The organism is Sungkyunkwania multivorans (assembly GCF_042675645.1).
Classification (GTDB): Bacteria; Bacteroidota; Bacteroidia; order Flavobacteriales; family Flavobacteriaceae; genus Sungkyunkwania; species Sungkyunkwania multivorans.
In genome coordinates this window covers 608438-628001 of the sequence record NZ_JBHTJH010000017.1, presented here as the reverse complement: position 1 = coordinate 628001, position 19564 = coordinate 608438, and the positions used below count along the sequence as shown (strand labels likewise).

Sequence of the window (19564 nt, the reverse complement as noted above, 5' to 3'; positions counted from 1 at the left end):
CTGAGCATCAAAATCAATGGATGGGCTTATCAACCAAGTAACGACATCCAAAGGCGGATTTGATCCCCCAGCAAAGGCACTCATGTTCGCATGAGGAGTCCCTCGCTGCCGCACGAATCTTTCGTGTGGCCATTATTAGCCATAATAACGAAATGTCAACGCCCTCGCTGCCGCACGAATCTTTCGTGTGGCCATTGTTAGCCATAATAACGAAATATCAACACGTCATTTAGCATGCCTTGCTCTCCCGCATAGTCTCTGGCACTGCTGTACACATAATCTTCCGGCTTATATACCAGACCTGCCTCGACCGGGTTGTTATGAATATAGGTTATCTTTTCCTGTATTACCGAATTGCTCCACAGCTCTATCGGCTTATTTTCGTGGCGCCAAAATTGATAATTGGTCACATTGGAGGAACTTCGTGCGGCCTTTGCAAACTGTTCCAACAAAAAGTCCTTTCTACTCTCTCTTTGGTTTTCCTTTATGGCATTTACAATGGCCTTGCTCGTGAATCGCTTTAGGTCGCCCAAAACCAGTTCGGGCCTCGTTCCGTTGGTGACCCTGAATATCAAATGGACATGGTTTGTCATAATGCACCAAGCAACTATTTCCATGCCTTTTTCTAGCTGACAGAAGGAAAGGCTGTCTAAAAGGATGTCTTTATATCCATTTCTAGTGAAGACATCCAGCCAGTTGACGACCGCAAAACTTACAAAGTATAGGCCTTCGGGATTATGAAATTTATAATTCCGGCTCATGACCAAATATAGACAATTCGCGAAAGATTCTTACCACACGAAAGATTCGTGCGGTAGCGGTGAGATGATCGCGACTAGAACGAATAGGATATATAAAAACTTGGAATTCATCACGTATGTTATTTTTCAGTAAAGTGACTAAAACAAAAAACCACGACTGTCGCCGTGGTTTTTCGATATCTGGTCTCTTTCGATTAGTTTGCAAAAACGCTCACTTTTCCGATATCGGTAGTAGTAGAGATCGTTCCACCATTACTGTCATAGACAAATGCCAAATAGGCATTGCCAGTAACCGTAGAAAGGTCGATCGCACCTGATTGCTCGTAGGAGTTATCGAAGAATCCACCGTTGTTGATCAATGCAGCAACTTCGTCGACACCAATGGTTGTCCATGTTGCTGCTGTCGGGTCTCCCGAACCTGTATAATCGGTTGAGATGCGGACGCTTAATGGGTTTCCATTTTCAAAGGCATCGGCAACTTCGATTCTTAAGAACTCATTGTTCTGAGCATCAAAATCAATGGATGGGCTTATCAACCAAGTAACGACATCCAAAGGCGGATTTGATCCCCCAGCAAAGGCACTCATGTTCGCATGAGGAGTCCCTCCGGCTCCGGACCAGGTCCAGAGTCTTGTCCCGGTAGTGGCGATGGTCGTCCAAGTAGCTGGGATAGACGTGTCAAAAGACTCTTCGAAAAATGGTACTGGTTCTGCACATCTTGCTCCACTCATAGCATCGTCTGCAGCGCCACTTTGTAGGTTCAGTTGTGCACCATTCGATGTAGAGGCTACTGCGATGATCGTTCCGTTTCCTGTAGCTATTGCATCACCTGAGAAGGTAGCTCCACTTCTTGTGAAAATAGATATGGTACTTGTACAATCTGTGATGTTTTGTGTCCCGTTAAGGTCATCACCGGCATCCACTTCCGCTTGTACGAATTGTACGTTTTCGATCTGTACCAACTGCGATTCGAAATCGCCTGTTTGTACCTCAGCGATGGTTAGGATCTTCGCTTCTGGTAAAGCATTTCCTTGCGACAACACTTGTGCATCGCTAGGTGCCATTCCTTCTAACTGCTTTAACCCATTAAAGCTATCGGTATTAAGCCCATCGACAGGAAGTCTTACCAAGTCACCTTCTACCAGACTGTGGTCGCTGGAAAATCTGAAAACGATTCCGCCAGTTTCATCTTGGACAACAGCATTACGGCTATTTACATTGTTCTCGTTATTTGGAGAAAGGATGACGATGCCTTCCACAAAACGGCTATCATTGATGATATCATCTTCCTCGAACAGTCTTAAAGCACCCAAACCAATACGGTCTAGCGATTGTCTTGGAGCATCTAGCATAACGTCGTTTACCGTACGAGCCAACAACTGATAGTCATCACCAAACTTGGTAAGGACACCTCTTACAGTCCCTGAACCTTCTGCCACGGGTTGAGACGCAAAATCTGCAAAAGAACTGGTTCGGAAGATCACTTGAAAACCAAACTCGTCACTTAACAAATGGTTTGTTGCTCCACCAAGATCGTTAGCGGCATCGTAATATGTACTTCCGATGGCATCATCTACAAACTGCACGTTTTCAAACTGGATCAATTGATTTAGGTATTGATCTGAAATGTCTTGAATGTTGATCGTATTCACAAAGTTTTCCTCTGCAACAAAATCACAAGATCGCAACACTACGTCTCTATAAATAGTTTCTGGCAAGCGACCTACTTGATTTCCTCCAAATAGATCTCCTATTTCGAGCGCGTCGAAATCCACTGCGGTGTAGCGGTCTTGTAAACGTACATAAACCTTGCGGCCAGGCTCATATTCGGTATAAAGATCGGTGACATCGATCGGCACGCTAAAACCTACAGATCCATCGATCGCTTGAATAGATATTGACTTAAAGAAGTTTCCTCCTTCATCACTAGAGACCACATATCCTTCAATGATGTCATCTGCTGTATACTGCATCGCGCTTCCTGTTGAAGCGTCAAAGATCTCCTGTACGGTTTTGGTAGCTGTAAGCCCAGGATCATCGCAGGTTAAATTTGGAATCCCGAAGTCGTCATCTTCTACACATCCTGCCAATAACGCTATTGCAGCAGTGGCTAAAAAGAGATTCTTAAATATATTTTTTGTTTTCATCTTAAAATAATTTCTGAGTTTTTTAATTAAAAGCTAACCGCCAAGTTTAGAAAATAGGTTCTTCCAAAACCATAGAAATATCTTGGCCCAAAGGAAGGGGTTCCGTTGGCACGATCTTGAGACAATTCTCTAAAGTTTGCTGTTCTGGATTGTTCAAAACCACCTGTTCTAAAAGTTTGATCTAGCGCGTTGTTAATACTTGCGAACAAGCTGATATATTTTCCTTTGTATCTCCATGATTTACCTCCCACAATATTTACAAGGAAGAAATCGTCCAATCGGTCTTGCTTCAACAATTCTCTTGCCGCTTCTTCTGTGGCTTCTGGAAATGGGAAACCATTTGGGTCGTCGGGATTGATAAAGAAGTTGTCTGTTCTTACAAGAGCCGAGGGGTCTGTATAATTGTTAGATAAATAGTTTCCTGAAGCACCTACCCACCAGAAATTGGGGTCGCGGTATTCAAAACCTAAAGAATAGGCACGTTGTGGTCCATTAGCCAATTTGTAGTCCTTTAGCTGCGCTTTTCCAAGTCCCAAGGTTGGAATCTCGTCTGAAGCAATAAATACCTCTGGGTTGTTCGTATAGGTAAACTGGCCAAAGGCCGCTGCACCGTTTATCTTTACCGTTGGTGTTACTTGAACTTCCAGTCCTAATTCCCCGCCAATGTGCAATTTATCAATTCCTACTACGGATTCTGAAACAAAATCTTGATTGACGTCATTGAAGTCTTCTCCAAATCCTGCCAAAGCCAGACCGTCTGTGAAGAAGAAGGATACTTCCGAAGCATCCTCGAACTTGGTATAGAAACCTGTTAAGCGTGCCTTGACAAGCGAAGTTCTCACGATATAACTCGCATCAAAAGAGCGTACTTTTTCCGACTGTATATTTGGAACAATATCGTTGTTCACACGTGCGTTGGCAAAGGTATTTCTAATATTCGGTGCCTGTGAAAAATAAGCTCCGTTTGCCGTGATAAAGTGATTTCCGCTTATTTTATAGGTAAGTCCACCTTTTACACCTCCACTGTTAAAGGTCTGCTTTTTTCCTTTCCCGAGTGAATTCCCTAAGAACTGCTCATTTAAGAACAATCCGTTTCTCTGAAATCCAGTGTAGTTATAATTAGCACCCACAAAAAAGTCTACTTTGTTGTATGTAAACTGTACCTGGCCAAAAAGATCGAATTCAGTACCATCGATATCATAGTTGTAACTAAACTTATCACCAACGCCTTTGATATCGTTTCCTCCTAAATTATTAGAAGTATTTGTGAAAGGGTCAAAATCTCTATAGAACGTTCCTCCTAAAAGATCGGTGATTTCAGCAAAGTTTTTAGAGTTAAGACTTCTTAGCGTAAGCCCTCCATTGAATTCGATATTGTCAGACTTCTGGTAATCAAAGATAGAATTTACAGAAAGCTGTGTGTCTTCATTTACATCATCATGAAGGATATAAACACTTTGTCCGTTTCCTCCTTCACGTAAATTCGACTGATAAAAGAAATTCCAGTCAACTTGTGGGTCGTTAATAAAATTTTGTCTTGCAAGTTCTGCATTTACCAGATCCGGACCGCCATCTTCTGGTAGTCGGTTTAGGTAGAAGCTAGGCAGGTATCTGTAATAAATTGGATTAGGATTCTGAGCGTTCTGCTGTTGAATTCTTCCTCTCCCGACTCTTCCTTTTTGATAGGCAACACTTGTCTTTAAAGAAAATTCGTCTTTCTCAAAAAAGTGACTTAGCATAAAGACCGGCTCTTCGATCTCTCTTACACGAGAATTACGCTGTTCTCCATCCTGAAAGCCCCAGTTTGGATTGTAAGTTCTTCCAACAAGATCGAACACCTCTTCTGTGATAGCCGTTGAGCTCCCTCTTCTATTTGGAGAGAAGAAGGCTGTTGCATTGATGGTATGATCGTCATTGATCCTATAATCTAAAGATCCAAAGACCGAATAGGCGTCATAGATCGTTCCATCGATGAAGCCCTCTTCTGCCCATCTGCGAGAGGCAGAAACGGTATAGGCCAATCCACTGCTTAACACCCCAGAACTGTAGGTTGCCATCAAACGTCCACCGTAGGTTCTGTTTGAAGCGGAACCAGAAAGACGAAGTCCTGGTCGGTAATCCGAAGCTTTTGTGTTGATGTTTGTCGACCCAAAGACTCCTCCAAAGGTATAATTGGAAGCGCTCAATCCACTTGAAAGTTCTTGATTACGTGTAACGTCATTCAAACCACCCCAGTTATTCCATTGCGGGCGACCGTTGAACATCTTGTTCATTTTAACACCATTGACCAATACTTGCGCTTCCTTTGAGTCATACCCTCTTACTCTAAAAAAGGCCTGTCCGAAGTCGAATGCCGCACGATTCAAGAACACATCCCTGGTAGATTGAAGTAGTCCAGAAGTCGCATCGGTACCTGCATCATCATCTCCAAGGTCATTCTCGGTCAAGGTGATCAGGTTGTCCGATAGGTCTTGGGCGATATCCTTTTCTAGATCGATCTCTCCAAGATCTAGTGTAGCGCCTTCCGCAACCTCGATCGGATAATTTTTTGCAACATATCCAAACGTTTCGATATGCAAGATGAAGTTTCCAACAGGCACTCCTGTAAAAGAAAACTCACCATTAACATCGGTAGTAGTTTCGAGCGTGGTGCCGTCAATACTTACCAAAACACTTTGTAAAGCTTCCTTGGTCACTTCATCTACCACCTTACCTTTTACTTCACTAAGGTTTTGGGCAAATGAAACCGCAGAGAACAGTACAAAGAAGTAACTTAAAATACTCTTTCTCATAAATTCTGTCTGTTTATTTCAAAACACTACCACAAGTTAAAAAAATGATAATGCGTGCAAATGTACATTATTTGAATAAATTGAATACTTTTGGCCCAAATTTTGCCTTGAACTTTACAGTAACATAACACCTTGAAGATGATTAATAAAAAATATCTGTTAATCCTTGTATTAGTTTTCTTAGGATATCATGGTCTTGCGCAGAAAAAGAAGAGCTATAAGATCCATACGGTCGCTTTCTACAATGTAGAAAACCTTTTTGACACCATTAATAATCCTGATACGTTTGACGATGACCGCACTCCGACAGGAAAGGATCGTTGGACATCAAAAGTATACGACAAGAAGATAGCCAACATGGCGAAGGCCATCGCAGAAATTGGAAAGGATGTCGCCAAAACCGCTCCCACACTGGTCGGAGTTGCAGAGATAGAGAATGAACTGGTACTGCAAGACCTTATCAAAACACCAGAACTTATCGACAAAAATTACGGAATTGTACATTTTGAATCTCCTGATAGAAGGGGTATCGATGTGGCACTTTTATACCAAAAGAAGTATTTCACTCCAACAAGTTTTGATAATCTTGAACTTCTGATCTTTGATGATGAAGATGGAAAACGGGTCTATACCAGAGATCAGCTTTTGGTTACTGGTGAGCTAGAAGGTGAGGAAATTCATGTGATCGTCAATCACTGGCCATCCCGATTTGGTGGAGAAGCAAGAAGCAGGCCCAAACGTATCGCTGCTGCCAAGTTGAACAAGAAGATCATTGACTCCCTACAAGCTAGAGATCCAGAGGCAAAAATTATTACTATGGGTGACTTTAATGACAACCCTAACAATGACAGCTTCAAAAAGGTACTTAAGACCGAGGCCAAAAGGAATAGAGCAAAAGGCACGGACCTGTACAATCCTATGGAACAAATGTTTAAGAAAGGCATGGGTTCCAACGCCTATAGAGATGTGTGGAGTTTGTTCGACCAAGTAATTGTCTCAGCATCACTTCTAGAAAAAGATTACAGCTCATTTAGATTTTATAAAGCAGGCATCTTAAATAAGCGGTTTTTGATCAACCCCAAAGGCCGTTACAAAGGTTATCCTTTTAGAAGCTTTGCCGATGGTCATTTTACGGATGGGTATAGCGACCACTTCCCGGCCTATATCTATCTCATCAAAGAAGTAGAATAAAGAATTCATACAAATATGCTAGCCGCGGGTTTAAACCCGCGGCTATTTTTTTTGCTCACCCCTAGAATTCCTTGGGTTGTCGGATGCGAGATGAGAGGTAACTTGGAAATCCTGCTATTCAAGACTCATCAAGGTGAGTTTGATCTAAGAAAACCCGATACTCGTATATAATTTTTTTGTAAATCAAACCGATAGATTTCCTCTCCTGTTGGGAGAGGACAAAGGTGAGGGATCAAGGTACAAAATACCCCTCATCCTAACTTTCTCCCCAAGGAGAAGGAACCTGTTAAAGATTTAAAACATTGGTGTCCATAATTTTTGAATGGAACCCAAGTCATTTAGATCTATAGAAATTCATCTCGTCGAGATAGGTCCACACATTTTCTGGGAGCAAGGGACGCACATTTTTTCTTTCAGAAACGGCTTTTCTGATAAAGGTGGAGGAGATCTCCATGATAGGTGCATCGACCCTATGGATCTTAGGGTGGTCATCAAATTGTGTCTCGATGATCCCCTCCGAAATTCTTGGATATACATAGATGTCATGATGTGCTAAGATGGCCTCATAATTCTTCCACTTATGAAATCCTTTTAAATTATCCTCACCCATGATAAGGCAAAAGTCGATCTCGGGATACCTATCATACAGATGTGCTAAGGTGTTTACTGTATAATTTGGCTGCGGAAGCTTGAACTCGATATCGCTCGGCCGAAGTTTGGGATAGTCTTCAGTTGCCCTGTATACCATTTCGTAGCGATGGTGATTGTCCAAAAGTGTGTCCTTCTTTTTGAAAGGATTGTGCGGCGTTACGACCAACCAGACCTCGTTGAGATCACTGTGTTCTGCCATATGATTGGCAATGATCAAATGACCGATATGAATAGGGTTGAAGGTGCCAAAATACAAGCCTACCTTTTTACGACTCATCGTAGTTTGCTTTTAAGTCCAAAAAGTCTGAGACCAATCCCTCCGCTTCTTTCAAGGCAACATCCAGGTCATAATTTTTGATGATGTGATCGAACTGTGGGGCAGTGGCCAATTCTACCGAGGCCTTTGCAATTCGCATATTGATCTTATCTTCGCTTTCGGTCTTTCGTTGTTTTAGCCTTCGCTTCAACTCATCCACGCTTGGTGGCTTTACAAATACCGCTAGGGTCTTTTCTGGAAATTTCTTTTTGATCCGAAGTCCACCTACCACATCAATGTCAAAGATGACATGTTTTCCTTTGGCCCAAATACGTTCTACTTCTGTCTTTAAGGTCCCGTAGAAATTATCTCTATATACTTCTTCCCACTCCAAAAAATCATCATTCTTAATATGCTGTTTGAATTCTTTAAGCGAGATAAAGTAATAGTCTTCCCCATCTTTTTCGTCACCACGCGGACTTCTTGAGGTGGCGGAGATAGAAAACTCCAAGTTGAACTTTTCGATTCCTAAAAGATGCCTAACAATGGTTGTCTTTCCACTTCCTGAAGGCGCAGAGAATACAAATAGCTTTCCGTCAAACATCAGAGTACATTTAGCATTTGTTCTTTGATCTTCTCTAACTCGTCCTTCATCTGCACCACCAACTGTTGCATGGGCGCATAATTGGACTTAGATCCTATCGTATTGATCTCTCGGCCAATTTCCTGACAGATGAAGCCTAACTTTTTACCATTGGAATCATCAGATCGAAGAGTTTCGTTAAAATATTTTAAATGATTCGCTAGACGCACTTTTTCTTCAGTGATGTCAAACTTTTCCAAATAGTAGATCAACTCTTGCTCAAAACGATTTTCGTCTACCTTTTCCTTTAGATCGGAAACCGCTTTATGCAATCGTTCTTTGACCAAAACGATACGCTCTGGATCGATCTTCATCACTTCTTCCAACAATGAGGCTATATTGGTAATACGATGTATAAAATCTTTCTCCAAAACCTTGCCCTCATCGGTTCTAAACGCATGTATCTCCTCCAAGGCCTTTTTCAAAGCCTCCTTGACCGCCTCATATTCTTCTGGGTCGATCTCTTCACGTTCGGTCTTCATCGCATCTGGCATTCTTACGGCCATTTTCATCAACTCTACATCACTATCCGAACCAATAGTGGGTGTCACCGCTCGCAACTGCTCCATGTAAGTTTTTACGATAGGACCATTCACTTTTGTAGAGGTCTCTTCTCCTGTAGCTTCGACATACAATCCAAAGTCTATCTTTCCGCGCAATAAGGATTTGGCAATGGTGTTTCGCATGTCCAATTCTTTTTCGCGATATAGCGAAGGAATTCGCGCATTGAGGTCAAGACTCTTGCTGTTCAGCGATTTTAGCTCGATAGTTATTTTTTTGTTTGGAAGTTGAATAACGGATTTTCCAAAACCGGTCATGGATTGTATCATGAAGCTATTTTAAAAGTTGCACAAAGGTAAGGAAATTGAAATTTTACTCGATAATCGAGATTTAAATGCTCCGAGGCTTGCATCGAAACCAAAAGGGGGGGTCTTATTAATGCCTCTAGGGCTTGCCCAGAAGAAGTTTACATTAGATTTTTTGCCTCAAGTATATGGTGAAAAAGAAATCATCAATTTCTAGCTTTTGCCGCCCTGATCCTGGCTTCTCTTTCTTTGGCTCCTTTGATTCTAGGGTTGCCATATCTATCAAAATTATTCTTCAAGTGACGCTCCGTGAGAATGGAGGAAAGTTTCATAAAGAAGACCAAAAAACCCGTAAAGAACAACAGAATATAATCAGCAAGAAAAAGACAAGATAGTAATGCGAGCATCAAACTTGAAAAAATCGATACGATTACTAGTGTAGAATAAAAACGATGCGCAAATCTATAAACATGGTCGCCCTTTTTCCCATCGGGTATCCAGTATCCAAAAAACCAATTCTTTCGTTTTCGTGGTAAAAATTTATATAACAAGGCAATGATCAGAAGGCCAATACTTCCAAAAATGGTATACCATACTAGTTCCATTGGCTAATGGGGGTCAGGGAATTCGTTAAACAATTATTCAATCATAGCTCTCTTAGCCAGATGTTGCGATAACTTACACCACTATTGTCATTATGGTCCTGCAATTTAAGCGGCGCTTTGCCATGGGCAACATTCTTTGGCCACCCAATATACTCAGTTGTTCCCAATATTTCAACATGATCTTGCACTAAAATTCCGTTATGTAAGACCGTTAGTGTCCCTGATTTTATCTTATTTCCTTGACTATCAAATTCTGGCGCATGAAAGATGATATCGTACACCTGCCATTCGCCCGAAGGTCTATTTGCATTTACCAACGGACTGTATTGTTTATAGACCGATGCTGCCTGCCCATTCGCATAAGTACGATTGTCTCCATAACTGTCTAAAACCTGTACCTCGTATCGATCTTGCAGAAAGATTCCGCTATTGCCTCTATTCTGCCCATCTGCCCTCGGGTCTGCAGGATTACGCCACTCGATATGCAACTGCACACTGCCAAAATCCTGCTTGGTCTTAATATCGCCCGATTTGTCCTTGACGGTCATACTACCATCCTCGTTGATGATCCATTTTGCCGGTTCCCCTTCATTTTTTGCACTCTCCCATGCATCTAGATCCTCTCCATTAAAAAGAACGATGGCATCTGAGGGAATTCCGTTTTTATCAAATGAGATTTTCTTTGGCTCAGGTTCCCAGACTTCTGTTTCCTTTGGGTCGGTAGGTTCTTTTTTCTGATCCTGCTGTGTGACGCTCTCTTTGGTTCTTCCATTATTTTGCGCATGATTGCAAGCACAGAATAAAAACAAACAGATCATCGGTAAATATATATTTTTCATAACCTTCGTTTTATAATCCCAATATTCTCTTCAATTGTTCTTTATCTATATCCGCCCCGGCAAAATCGTCAAATGCCTTCTGGGTGGCTTCGATGATATGGCTTTGTATAAAGGGTGCGCCTTCGCTAGCCCCTTGCTCAGGGCTTTTGATACAGCATTCCCATTCCATCACTGCCCAAACGTCACAGCCATATTGGGTGAGCTTGGAAAATATTGTTTTAAAGTCTATCTGGCCATCGCCGGGGGAGCGATATCGCCCTGCGCGATCTCCCCAATTGTTATAGCCGCCAAAGACCCCTTTCTTCCCGGTTGGGTTGAATTCCGAATCCTTGACATGAAAGGCCTTTATAAATTCATGATAGTGATCGATGTATTCGATATAATCCAATTGCTGAAGCACAAAGTGGGAAGGATCATACAAGATATTCACACGCTTGTGATTCCCAGTAGCTGCTAAAAAGCGCTCAAAAGTATCCCCATCATGAATATCCTCACCAGGGTGTACCTCATAACATACATCCACCCCATTTTCGTCAAACACATCCAAGATCGGCAACCAGCGTTTGGCTAATTCCTCGAATCCCATTTCGACCAAACCCGGAGGTCGCTGTGGCCAAGGATGAAACGTATGCCACAGCAATGCACCAGAAAAGGTCGCGTGAACATTCAACCCTAATCTTCTACTCGCTTTTGCGGCATTTTTTACCGTGTTTATCGCCCATTCGGTTCGTGCTTTGGGGTTATTCTTTACAGCATCCGGCGCAAAATTATCGAACATGATGTCGTAGGCTGGATGCACGGCTACCAATTGTCCTTGAAGATGAGTAGAAAGCTCTGTGATCTCCAAACCATAGGAATTGATCTTTCCTTTAAGCTCATCGCAATAGGTTTGACTTTCTGCGGCCTTGTCCAAGTCGATTAAGAAAGACTCCCAAGTAGGAATCTGAATTCCTTGGTACCCCAGATCGGCAGCCCATTGGCACATACCGTCCAAAGTATTAAAAGGTGCTTTGCTATCAACAAATTGTGCTAAAAATATGGCGGGTCCTTTGATGGTTTTCATCGGTATACTTTTTGTCATTGACTTCGTCGAATCTTCGATTTCCTGCGCACGTGCCTATCGACAGACAAGGGCAGGAATTTATTTAAATTTTTGTCCAGGCGGAATTGTTTTTATCACTTTCCACTGCTGCGTGGATAAATTTCACTCCTCTTAGCCCATCTTCCACCGTAGGATAATCGGGTCTTTCAATTTTTTTACCCTTTAGCTCAGCAAAAAGATGGGTTGCAAAATTCCTATATACATTTGCAAAAGCTTCTAAATATCCCTCGGGATGTCCAGAAGGAATTCGAGATGCCGCCAGCGCTTCAGGATATAGGTCATTTCCATTGGGTGTGAAGATCTTCTTGGGTTGGTCGAGCCAACGGGTGATCAATTCATTTGGATTTTCTTGATGCCATTCCAAGCTTCCCTTTTCGCCGTAAACACGAATGACCAAATTATTCTCCTCGCCAGTAGCGATCTGTGAAAAAGACATCGTTCCTTTGGCACCATTTTCAAACCTCATTATCATATTTCCATCATCGTCGAGTACTCGTCCTTCGCCAAATCTTCCTAAGTCAACTGCTATTTCTTCTATTTGAAGATCAGTGATAAATTCGACCAAATTCTCGGCATGTGTTCCGATATCTCCCAACGCACCTCCAATCCCCGATTTTGAAGGGTCTACCCGCCAAGAAGCTTGCTTCTGTCCAGTTTTTTCAACGGCGGTAGCCAACCAGCCTTGATGGTATTGCACCACTACTTTTCTGATGTTTCCTAGGTCCCCATGTTGTATCATGGCCCTTGCTTGTTTGACCATAGGTGCACCTGGGTAATTGTGTGTAAGCGCGAATATCAATCCCGTTTTTTCGACTATTATTTTGAGTTCTTCCGCTTCTTCGACGGTAAGGGTCATCGGTTTATCGCAGACCACAGGAAAACCGTTCTCCAAGGCCATCTTTGCCGGTTTGAAATGCATGTGATTTGGGGTTACGATCGAGACGAAATCCATTCGGTCGCCGTCGGGGCGCTTTTTTTCTTCATCAATCATCTCCTCAAAGCTTCCGTAGCATCTTTCCTGAGGAAGGAATAGTGCTTCCCCCGATCTTTTAGATTTTTCGGGAGTACTGCTGAAGGCTCCACAGACCAATTCGATCATTCCATCGATGGAAGCCGCCTTGCGGTGCACATCGCCTATAAAAGAGCCGATACCGCCACCGACCATGCCCATTCTTAGTTTTCTCATTTTTAAGTATTGAGTAGTGAGACCTTAGTAATGAGTATAAAGTTACGCTTTGTACTCGACTTTTTCGTTCTTAAACAATAAGGCAAATAACAGCATCACACCAACAGCGAATACCGCGGGATACAACCATATCTTGTCCCAAAGATGGGTGCCGTCTGGGCGGGTAAACTCATCGGTGATCTTTCCCGCCACCCAAAATCCGATAAGCATCCCAACTCCGTAGGTTGCCAATGTAATGAGTCCTTGGGCAGCACTCTTGTATTTCTCCCCGGCTTTGCTATCTGTATATATCTGCCCAGACACAAAGAAGAAATCATAACAGATTCCGTGAAGCGCGATTCCAAGGATGAGCATGTAGGCAAGCTCTCCGGCATTTCCATAGGCAAAAAGTACATATCTTAATGCCCAAGCGATCATTCCAACGAGCAAGGTCATCTTGAAACCAAACCTTTTGAAAAAGAAGGGTAGGAGAAGCATAAAGCCTACTTCAGAAAATTGACCTATGGACATTTTAGCGGCAGGTTTTGAGACTCCTATTTCACCCAAAAACTGTCCGGCGTGTTGATAATAAAACGCCAATGGAATACAAATGAGGACAGAAGCCAAAAAGAAAATCAAGAAATTTCTATTTTTTAACAATCCTAAGGCATCTAACCCTAAAATATCCGAAATAGTGACCTTTTCTCCTTTTTTGGGAGGGGTCTTTGGCAAGGTAAAGCTAAATATCCCCAGCACGGCAGAAGCAACAGCGGTCATCAAAAATGTATTTCTTAAAAGTCCACTAGCTATTCCTTCTTCGGAGTCCCATGCAAAGACCAGACTAATTACAAGTCCGGCTACGATCCAACCTCCTGTGCCCCATACCCTGATAAAGGGAAACTGTTTCGAGGGGTCTGATAATTGATTGAAGCTTACCGAATTTACTAAGGCCAAGGTTGGCATGTAGGCGATCATATAGCCCAACACATAGGGGTAGAAAACTGTAAAATTTTCAGCATTCGCCAACTGATACATCAAAAAAGCCCCTATTATATGTAATACGCCCAAAATTCGTTCGGCATTAAAAAATCGATCTGCAATGAGACCAATAATAAAAGGAGCGATGATGGCTCCCCATGATTGTGTAGAATAGGCCATGGCAATTTCCCCTCCATCGGAATTCAACGAATTCGGTAAATAGATTCCCATAGTAACAAACCAACCTCCCCAAATAAAGAATTGCAAAAACATCATTAGGGAAAGTTGTAAATAAGTGGTGGTTTTCATGTAGTTCGTTTGTTGGTTAGTTATGAAATATCTTCTGCTGCTTTCAGCAATAAATTTTTGGTCGCCAGTATTCCTTGCTCTTCGTTCAATTGGTCTCCTTCATATTCTACTCCGATATAGCCATCGTACCCGGCATCCTTCACCATTTGGAGCATTCTGGCATAGTCGATCGTGGTCTCGTTTCCAGATTCATCAAAATCATAGGACTTCGCACTGATGGCTTTGGCGTATGGTAATATCTCCTTCATGCCCTGATAACGGTCATACTCTTCCTCACATTCGCCCCATCGTGCTCCATCCTTTCTTTTCACACAGAAATTTCCAAAATCTGGTAATGTGCCACAATTTTGCATGTTGATCTCTTCCATTACCTCGGCCAGCAATTTCCCGTTAGATGACAACCACCCATGGTTTTCGACCAATACATTTACACCTAAAGGAGCGGCATAGGCTGAAAGCTTTTTTAAAGAATCTACCGAATATTGCTTCCAAGTTTCTGGGTCGGTAACCCCAAAAAGATTTACCCTGATCGAATGACATCCCAAATCCTTCGCGGCTTTTACCCATTTCTTATGTTTCTCAACCGCTAGGTTACGTTCCAAATCATCCGCAACAGCAAAATCACCTTCGCCGTCCACCATGATGATAAGGTTTTTCAATTCGTATTTGTCACTTTCAGCTTTTAATTTGGCAACCAAGGCATCCATTCCTTCGGCTTCGTTCTCATATCCTTCAAGAAACTTGGAATACAGTTGACTCACATACTCTAACCCTCCAAACCCCCATTGCTTTGCTTTTTTGGCAAAGTCAAACGGATCGAGACCCTCTTCCATGATCATTTTATGGATCGACCACTGCGCTAGTGATAATTGGAAGAAAGGTTCTATTTTTTCTTGTGTCTTGGGTTGTTGCTTTTCACTTTTTTTTGAGTCGGCACAAGAAAATATTCCAAATGCGGATACTGCCAACCCAAATTGAGCTGTGTTCTGAATGAAATTTCTGCGGTTCATAGTTGGTTTGGTTAAAATTTTAACAATTCTTTAATAACGAAAACGGTTTCGAAAGGAATTCTTAAAAAATGACTTGTTTAAATGTAGAAAATTAATTTTAGATTTTATAAATTCATACAAATTCAACCAAATTCCTAATGAAATCGATCAATTATAAAACTTCATCCGAAAATTACGACGCAATCGTTGTAGGAACTGGGGTCAGCGGCGGTTGGGCTGCAAAAGAGCTATGTGAAAAAGGACTGAAGACCTTGGTTCTAGAACGCGGTCGTATGATCAAACATATTGAAGACTATAAAAACATGCATGCCGACCCGTGGGATCTGCCGAATGGAGGAGAACCGACGCTTGAAGATATCAAAAGGCAAGAGAAGCAGCATAGAACAGGCTATACGACAAACAAAGCGCACAGTCATTATTTTGTAGATGACATCGAACATCCGTACAACGAAGAAAAACGTTTCGACTGGATGCGTGGCTATCATGTGGGTGGCCGGTCTTTGATGTGGGGACGTCAAAGTTATCGATTGGGAGATATCGATTTTGAAGCAAATGCCAAAGAGGGTATCGCTGTCGACTGGCCCATCCGCTATAAAGACCTGGCGCCATGGTATGACTACGTTGAAGAGTATATTGGTGTCAGTGGTGAAAATCTAGGATTACCACAACTTCCAGATGGGAAGTTCTTAAAACCCATGGAACTCAATTGTGTCGAAGATCATTTAAAGAAGAACATCGCTAAGAATTATAATGATCGATTACTTACGATCGGACGAACGGCACATATCACTGAGGGTACCAAACCTGGCATGGGCCGAAGTACCTGTCAATACCGTAATCGCTGTATGCGTGGCTGTCCGTTTGGGGCCTATTTTAGCAGCAATTCCTCTACACTTCCTGCCGCAGAAGCTACTGGAAATATGACCTTACGCCCCAACTCTATTGTATATGAAGTTACCTATGATAAAGATAAGAAGCGAGCAACAGGTGTAAAGATTATCGATGCAGAGACGAACGAGACCTATGAATTCAAAGCAAAGGTGATCTTCCTTTGTGCGTCTGCAATCGCCTCCACCAGTATTCTGCTGCAATCGAAAAGCGACCGTTTTCCAAACGGGATGGGCAACGACTCGGGAGAGCTGGGACATAATATAATGGACCATCATTTTAAGGCAGGTGCCTTTGCAAAGTTTGACGGTCACAATGATAAATACTACACAGGTAGAAGACCCAACGGCATCTATATCCCACGCTTTAGGAATCTCGGTGGCGATACCGACCAGAAAGATTTCCTAAGAGGTTATGGTTATCAAGGTGGTGCCAGCAGGCAGGATTGGACCGAAATGATACGTGAGTTAGGATACGGAAAAGAGCTGAAGAAGGCCATTTTAGAGCCTGGTGGTTGGCAAATAGGCCTTATGGGATTTGGGGAAACCTTACCTTATCATGAAAATCGAATGTTCTTGGATTACGACAAGAAGGATAAATGGGGGTTACCAACAGTTACTTTTGATGCGGAATTCAAGCAGAATGAACTGAACATGCGGAAGGATATGGTAGCACAAGCAATGCAAATGCTAGATAAAGCAGGGTTTAAAGACATTCAACCATGGGATGATATCGGGGCGCCAGGGCTTGGTATTCACGAAATGGGAACAGCGCGCATGGGCCGCGACCCCAAAACATCAGTACTTAACAAGCACAATCAATTACACTCGGTGCCCAATGTGTATGTTACCGATGGCGCCGCCATGACCTCGGCAGCATGTCAAAATCCATCACTGACCTATATGGCACTCACCGCGAGAGCAGCAAACCATGCTGTAGAAGAACTAAAAAAAATGAACCTATAATTTTTAAGTTATGAAGAGAAGAGATGCATTGAGAAATATAGGTCTTTCATTTGGGGCCTTGGTCGCCACTCCCACAGCATTCAGCATTTTGCAAAGCTGTAAGACCGAGCCCATTTGGTCGCCACAATTCTTTAGCGAGGCTGAAGGCAGTGTCGTTAAAAAGGTTATGGATATCATCATCCCCAGCTCGGAGGAGTTGCCAGGCGCCTTGGACCTGAACATTCATATGTTCGTGGACCAATTTATATTAGAGGTCGTAGAACCTGAAGAAAAAGAAATTGGCAAAGCAGGACTGGACGCCTTCATAAAAAAATTACTGGCCTCCTCTCAAAAAACCGAGATCGAAAAACTAAGATCGGAAGATATTGAACCCGTACTTGCTGAGGCTCTGAAGAAAACGAAAGAAGAGGAAATCGCACAATTTATTGCCATTGGCAACTATATAGAAGCTACCAAAAAGGGAGAAACCGCCGTCCTAGACGAAGACACTTCTATCTTTTCATTTTTGAATAGCTTACGTAGTCTCACCATCTGGGGATATAAATCCAGTGAATATATCGGTGAAAATGTGCTAGCCTACACCTCGATCCCTGGGCAACAGAAAGGATGTGTGAGCGTTGAAGAGGCTACCGGAGGCAAAGCTTGGGCTTTATAGATAAACATGAACAGAAGACAGTTCATAGAAAAAACAGCGTTTTCCGGTGCCTTCGCATTGGGAAGCGCTTCTTTGTTTAGTTTTAGCAATTTCAATGTTCCGCTAAAGAACATCTTCAAGCTAAAATATGCCCCTCATATCGGAATGTTTAGGCATCATGCAGGAGAAAATGTCATAGATCAATTGCATTTTATTGCCGATCAGGGATTCGCTGCTTTTGAAGATAACGAAATGAAAGCGCGTCCTGTAGCCCTTCAAAAAGAAATGGCAGCAGTTATGGAAAAACGAGGACTTCAAATGGGAGTTTTTGTAGCGCATAAGATCTACTGGAAGGAGCCAAACCTAGCGAGTGGAAAACAAGATTGGCGTGAGGAATTCCTTCAGCATATCAAAGAATCTGTCGAGGTTGCGAAACGTATCAATGCCAAATGGATGACAGTCGTTCCGGGTCATGTTGACCCTCGCAAGGACATGGGATACCAAATGGCCAATGTGATCGAATGCCTGAAGCAAGCCTCGGCCATTTTAGAGCCTCACGATTTGGTGATGGTCCTGGAGCCTTTGAACTTCAGGGATCATCCTGGCCTATTCCTCACAAAAGCTGCACAGGCATATGAGATCTGCAAAGCTGTGGATTCGCCGTCTTGCAAGATATTGTTTGACATCTATCATCAACAGATTCAAGAAGGAAATTTGATCCCAAATATCGAAACTTGCTGGAAAGAGATCGCCTATTTCCAGATCGGAGATAATCCTGGGCGTAACGAGCCCACTACAGGGGAGATCAATTATAAAAATATCTTCGAATACATCCACCAAAGAGGTTTTGATGGAATACTAGGCATGGAACACGGTAATTCAGGTGAAGGTAAAAAAGGCGAATTGGCGGTAATCAAAGCCTATAAAAATGTTGATGTACTTTGAGTTTTTATCATCTTAAAATTTTCAGTATTTATTAAGACCGCACCTAGTGTGGTTTGTTTATTTTAGCGATTAAATTCATTCCTAATGAAAATCATCTCCTATAACGTAAATGGCATTCGTGCAGCTTTAAATAAAGGATTCATCGACTGGCTACAAAGTGCCAACCCTGATATTATCTGCCTTCAAGAGACCAAAGCCCATAAAGAGCAATTGGAGCTTTTGATATTTGAAGAAGCTGGGTACCCATTTCATTATTGGTATAGCGCACAGAAAAAAGGCTATTCTGGTGTTGCCATACTTTGTAAAGAACAACCCGACTATATCGAATACGGCACGGGCATCGACTACATGGACAACGAGGGTCGCAACCTTCGTGTCGACTTTGGAGATCTCTCGGTGATGAGCATGTATCTACCCTCTGGCACCAATTTGGACCGACTAGAGTTCAAACTCACCTATATGGCGGATATGCAAAAATATGCCGATGAGTTGCGAAAGACGCGTCCCAATCTCATTATTTGTGGAGATTACAATATTTGCCACAAGGCCATTGACATTCACGATCCCGTCAGAAATAAAAATGTCTCAGGATTCCTCCCTGTAGAGCGCGAGTGGATCGGTAATTTTATCGATAGCGGCTTTATCGATTCGTTCAGGCATTTTAACAAAGAGCCGCATAATTATTCTTGGTGGAGCTATCGTGCTAACGCTAGGGCCAATAACAAAGGATGGCGCTTGGATTATGCGATGGTAGCAGATTCTTTACAAGAAAAATTAAAAAGAGGCGTTATCCTATCGGAGGCTAAACACAGTGATCACTGTCCGATCATGGTAGAGCTTGACGTTTAGTTTTCCGACCGATCAAAAACAACGAACG

General features: G+C 42.5%; 17 protein-coding genes. 5 read left to right on the top strand and 12 right to left on the bottom strand.

The window, feature by feature from the left end; translation table 11 throughout:
* Nucleotides 1-197: 197 nt before the first annotated feature.
* The 3 genes from ACFQ1M_RS14250 to ACFQ1M_RS14240 all read right to left on the bottom strand — a co-directional run bounded on the left by ACFQ1M_RS14250 (nucleotide 198) and on the right by ACFQ1M_RS14240 (nucleotide 5700).
* Nucleotides 198-761: an REP-associated tyrosine transposase gene (locus tag ACFQ1M_RS14250; RefSeq protein WP_386409357.1), complete on the bottom strand. Its 564-nt coding sequence runs from the start codon at nucleotides 759-761 to the stop codon at nucleotides 198-200.
* A 194-nt stretch (nucleotides 762-955) separates the two neighbouring features.
* Complete coding sequence (locus ACFQ1M_RS14245; protein ID WP_386409355.1) at nucleotides 956-2908, bottom strand: DUF5689 domain-containing protein; 1953 nt, start codon at nucleotides 2906-2908, stop codon at nucleotides 956-958.
* Between the two features lie 26 nt (nucleotides 2909-2934).
* Nucleotides 2935-5700, bottom strand: coding sequence for a carboxypeptidase-like regulatory domain-containing protein (locus ACFQ1M_RS14240; RefSeq protein ID WP_386409353.1), 2766 nt, complete (start codon nucleotides 5698-5700; stop codon nucleotides 2935-2937).
* A gap of 141 nt (nucleotides 5701-5841) precedes the next feature.
* Here ACFQ1M_RS14240 and ACFQ1M_RS14235 point away from each other — a divergent pair, with 141 nt between their 5' ends.
* Nucleotides 5842-6891 (top strand): endonuclease/exonuclease/phosphatase family protein, encoded by a 1050-nt coding sequence (locus ACFQ1M_RS14235; RefSeq protein ID WP_449343017.1) that lies wholly within the window; start codon nucleotides 5842-5844, stop codon nucleotides 6889-6891.
* Between the two features lie 334 nt (nucleotides 6892-7225).
* On the opposite strand, the gene nadD is transcribed toward ACFQ1M_RS14235, so the two are convergent.
* The 9 genes from nadD to ACFQ1M_RS14190 form a co-directional block, all read right to left on the bottom strand.
* Nucleotides 7226-7819 (bottom strand): nicotinate (nicotinamide) nucleotide adenylyltransferase, encoded by a 594-nt coding sequence (nadD, locus tag ACFQ1M_RS14230; protein WP_386409349.1) that lies wholly within the window; start codon nucleotides 7817-7819, stop codon nucleotides 7226-7228.
* Entirely contained in the window at nucleotides 7809-8402 is a 594-nt protein-coding gene (gene gmk / locus ACFQ1M_RS14225; RefSeq protein WP_386409347.1) for a guanylate kinase, read from the bottom strand. The genes nadD and gmk overlap by 11 nt, the downstream gene beginning before the upstream one ends.
* Nucleotides 8402-9271, bottom strand: a complete 870-nt coding sequence (locus ACFQ1M_RS14220) for a YicC/YloC family endoribonuclease (protein WP_386409345.1) — start codon at nucleotides 9269-9271, stop codon at nucleotides 8402-8404. Before ACFQ1M_RS14220 ends, gmk begins: the two co-directional genes overlap by 1 nt.
* A 182-nt stretch (nucleotides 9272-9453) precedes the next feature.
* Nucleotides 9454-9852: a hypothetical protein gene (locus ACFQ1M_RS14215; protein ID WP_386409343.1), complete on the bottom strand. Its 399-nt coding sequence runs from the start codon at nucleotides 9850-9852 to the stop codon at nucleotides 9454-9456.
* Between the two features lie 41 nt (nucleotides 9853-9893).
* Nucleotides 9894-10691: a 3-keto-disaccharide hydrolase gene (locus tag ACFQ1M_RS14210; protein WP_386409341.1), complete on the bottom strand. Its 798-nt coding sequence runs from the start codon at nucleotides 10689-10691 to the stop codon at nucleotides 9894-9896.
* Nucleotides 10692-10701: 10 nt separating this feature from the next.
* A complete protein-coding gene (locus ACFQ1M_RS14205) occupies nucleotides 10702-11754 on the bottom strand; it encodes a sugar phosphate isomerase/epimerase family protein (RefSeq protein WP_386409339.1) in 1053 nt (350 codons plus the stop codon).
* An 82-nt stretch (nucleotides 11755-11836) separates the two neighbouring features.
* A complete protein-coding gene (locus tag ACFQ1M_RS14200; protein WP_386409334.1) occupies nucleotides 11837-12979 on the bottom strand; it encodes a Gfo/Idh/MocA family protein in 1143 nt (380 codons plus the stop codon).
* 42 nt (nucleotides 12980-13021) lie between these two features.
* Nucleotides 13022-14245 (bottom strand): nucleoside permease, encoded by a 1224-nt coding sequence (locus tag ACFQ1M_RS14195; RefSeq protein ID WP_386409332.1) that lies wholly within the window; start codon nucleotides 14243-14245, stop codon nucleotides 13022-13024.
* 20 nt (nucleotides 14246-14265) lie between these two features.
* Complete coding sequence (locus tag ACFQ1M_RS14190) at nucleotides 14266-15255, bottom strand: sugar phosphate isomerase/epimerase family protein (protein ID WP_386409330.1); 990 nt, start codon at nucleotides 15253-15255, stop codon at nucleotides 14266-14268.
* 137 nt (nucleotides 15256-15392) lie between these two features.
* On the opposite strand from ACFQ1M_RS14190, the gene ACFQ1M_RS14185 reads away from it, so the two are divergent.
* The 4 genes from ACFQ1M_RS14185 (at nucleotide 15393) to ACFQ1M_RS14170 (ending at nucleotide 19536) form a co-directional block, all read left to right on the top strand.
* Nucleotides 15393-17108 (top strand): GMC oxidoreductase, encoded by a 1716-nt coding sequence (locus ACFQ1M_RS14185; RefSeq protein ID WP_386409328.1) that lies wholly within the window; start codon nucleotides 15393-15395, stop codon nucleotides 17106-17108.
* A gap of 10 nt (nucleotides 17109-17118) precedes the next feature.
* The gene (locus ACFQ1M_RS14180; RefSeq protein ID WP_386409326.1) at nucleotides 17119-17763 is read left to right on the top strand and encodes a gluconate 2-dehydrogenase subunit 3 family protein; all 645 of its coding nucleotides are present in this window, start codon (nucleotides 17119-17121) and stop codon (nucleotides 17761-17763) included.
* Between the two features lie 6 nt (nucleotides 17764-17769).
* Nucleotides 17770-18687 (top strand): hydroxypyruvate isomerase family protein, encoded by a 918-nt coding sequence (locus tag ACFQ1M_RS14175; protein WP_386409323.1) that lies wholly within the window; start codon nucleotides 17770-17772, stop codon nucleotides 18685-18687.
* Between the two features lie 84 nt (nucleotides 18688-18771).
* The gene (locus ACFQ1M_RS14170) at nucleotides 18772-19536 is read left to right on the top strand and encodes an exodeoxyribonuclease III (RefSeq protein WP_386409321.1); all 765 of its coding nucleotides are present in this window, start codon (nucleotides 18772-18774) and stop codon (nucleotides 19534-19536) included.
* Nucleotides 19537-19564: the final 28 nt, after the last annotated feature.

Coding starts and splice junctions, on each gene's coding strand:
- ACFQ1M_RS14250 (WP_386409357.1), bottom strand. CDS start 761: ATGAGCCGGAATTATAAATTTCATAATCCCGAAGGCCTATACTTTGTA.
- ACFQ1M_RS14245 (WP_386409355.1), bottom strand. CDS start 2,908: ATGAAAACAAAAAATATATTTAAGAATCTCTTTTTAGCCACTGCTGCA.
- ACFQ1M_RS14240 (WP_386409353.1), bottom strand. CDS start 5,700: ATGAGAAAGAGTATTTTAAGTTACTTCTTTGTACTGTTCTCTGCGGTT.
- nadD (WP_386409349.1), bottom strand. CDS start 7,819: ATGAGTCGTAAAAAGGTAGGCTTGTATTTTGGCACCTTCAACCCTATT.
- gmk (WP_386409347.1), bottom strand. CDS start 8,402: ATGTTTGACGGAAAGCTATTTGTATTCTCTGCGCCTTCAGGAAGTGGA.
- ACFQ1M_RS14220 (WP_386409345.1), bottom strand. CDS start 9,271: ATGATACAATCCATGACCGGTTTTGGAAAATCCGTTATTCAACTTCCA.
- ACFQ1M_RS14215 (WP_386409343.1), bottom strand. CDS start 9,852: ATGGAACTAGTATGGTATACCATTTTTGGAAGTATTGGCCTTCTGATC.
- ACFQ1M_RS14210 (WP_386409341.1), bottom strand. CDS start 10,691: ATGAAAAATATATATTTACCGATGATCTGTTTGTTTTTATTCTGTGCT.
- ACFQ1M_RS14205 (WP_386409339.1), bottom strand. CDS start 11,754: ATGAAAACCATCAAAGGACCCGCCATATTTTTAGCACAATTTGTTGAT.
- ACFQ1M_RS14200 (WP_386409334.1), bottom strand. CDS start 12,979: ATGAGAAAACTAAGAATGGGCATGGTCGGTGGCGGTATCGGCTCTTTT.
- ACFQ1M_RS14195 (WP_386409332.1), bottom strand. CDS start 14,245: ATGAAAACCACCACTTATTTACAACTTTCCCTAATGATGTTTTTGCAA.
- ACFQ1M_RS14190 (WP_386409330.1), bottom strand. CDS start 15,255: ATGAACCGCAGAAATTTCATTCAGAACACAGCTCAATTTGGGTTGGCA.
- ACFQ1M_RS14185 (WP_386409328.1), top strand. CDS start 15,393: ATGAAATCGATCAATTATAAAACTTCATCCGAAAATTACGACGCAATC.
- ACFQ1M_RS14180 (WP_386409326.1), top strand. CDS start 17,119: ATGAAGAGAAGAGATGCATTGAGAAATATAGGTCTTTCATTTGGGGCC.
- ACFQ1M_RS14175 (WP_386409323.1), top strand. CDS start 17,770: ATGAACAGAAGACAGTTCATAGAAAAAACAGCGTTTTCCGGTGCCTTC.
- ACFQ1M_RS14170 (WP_386409321.1), top strand. CDS start 18,772: ATGAAAATCATCTCCTATAACGTAAATGGCATTCGTGCAGCTTTAAAT.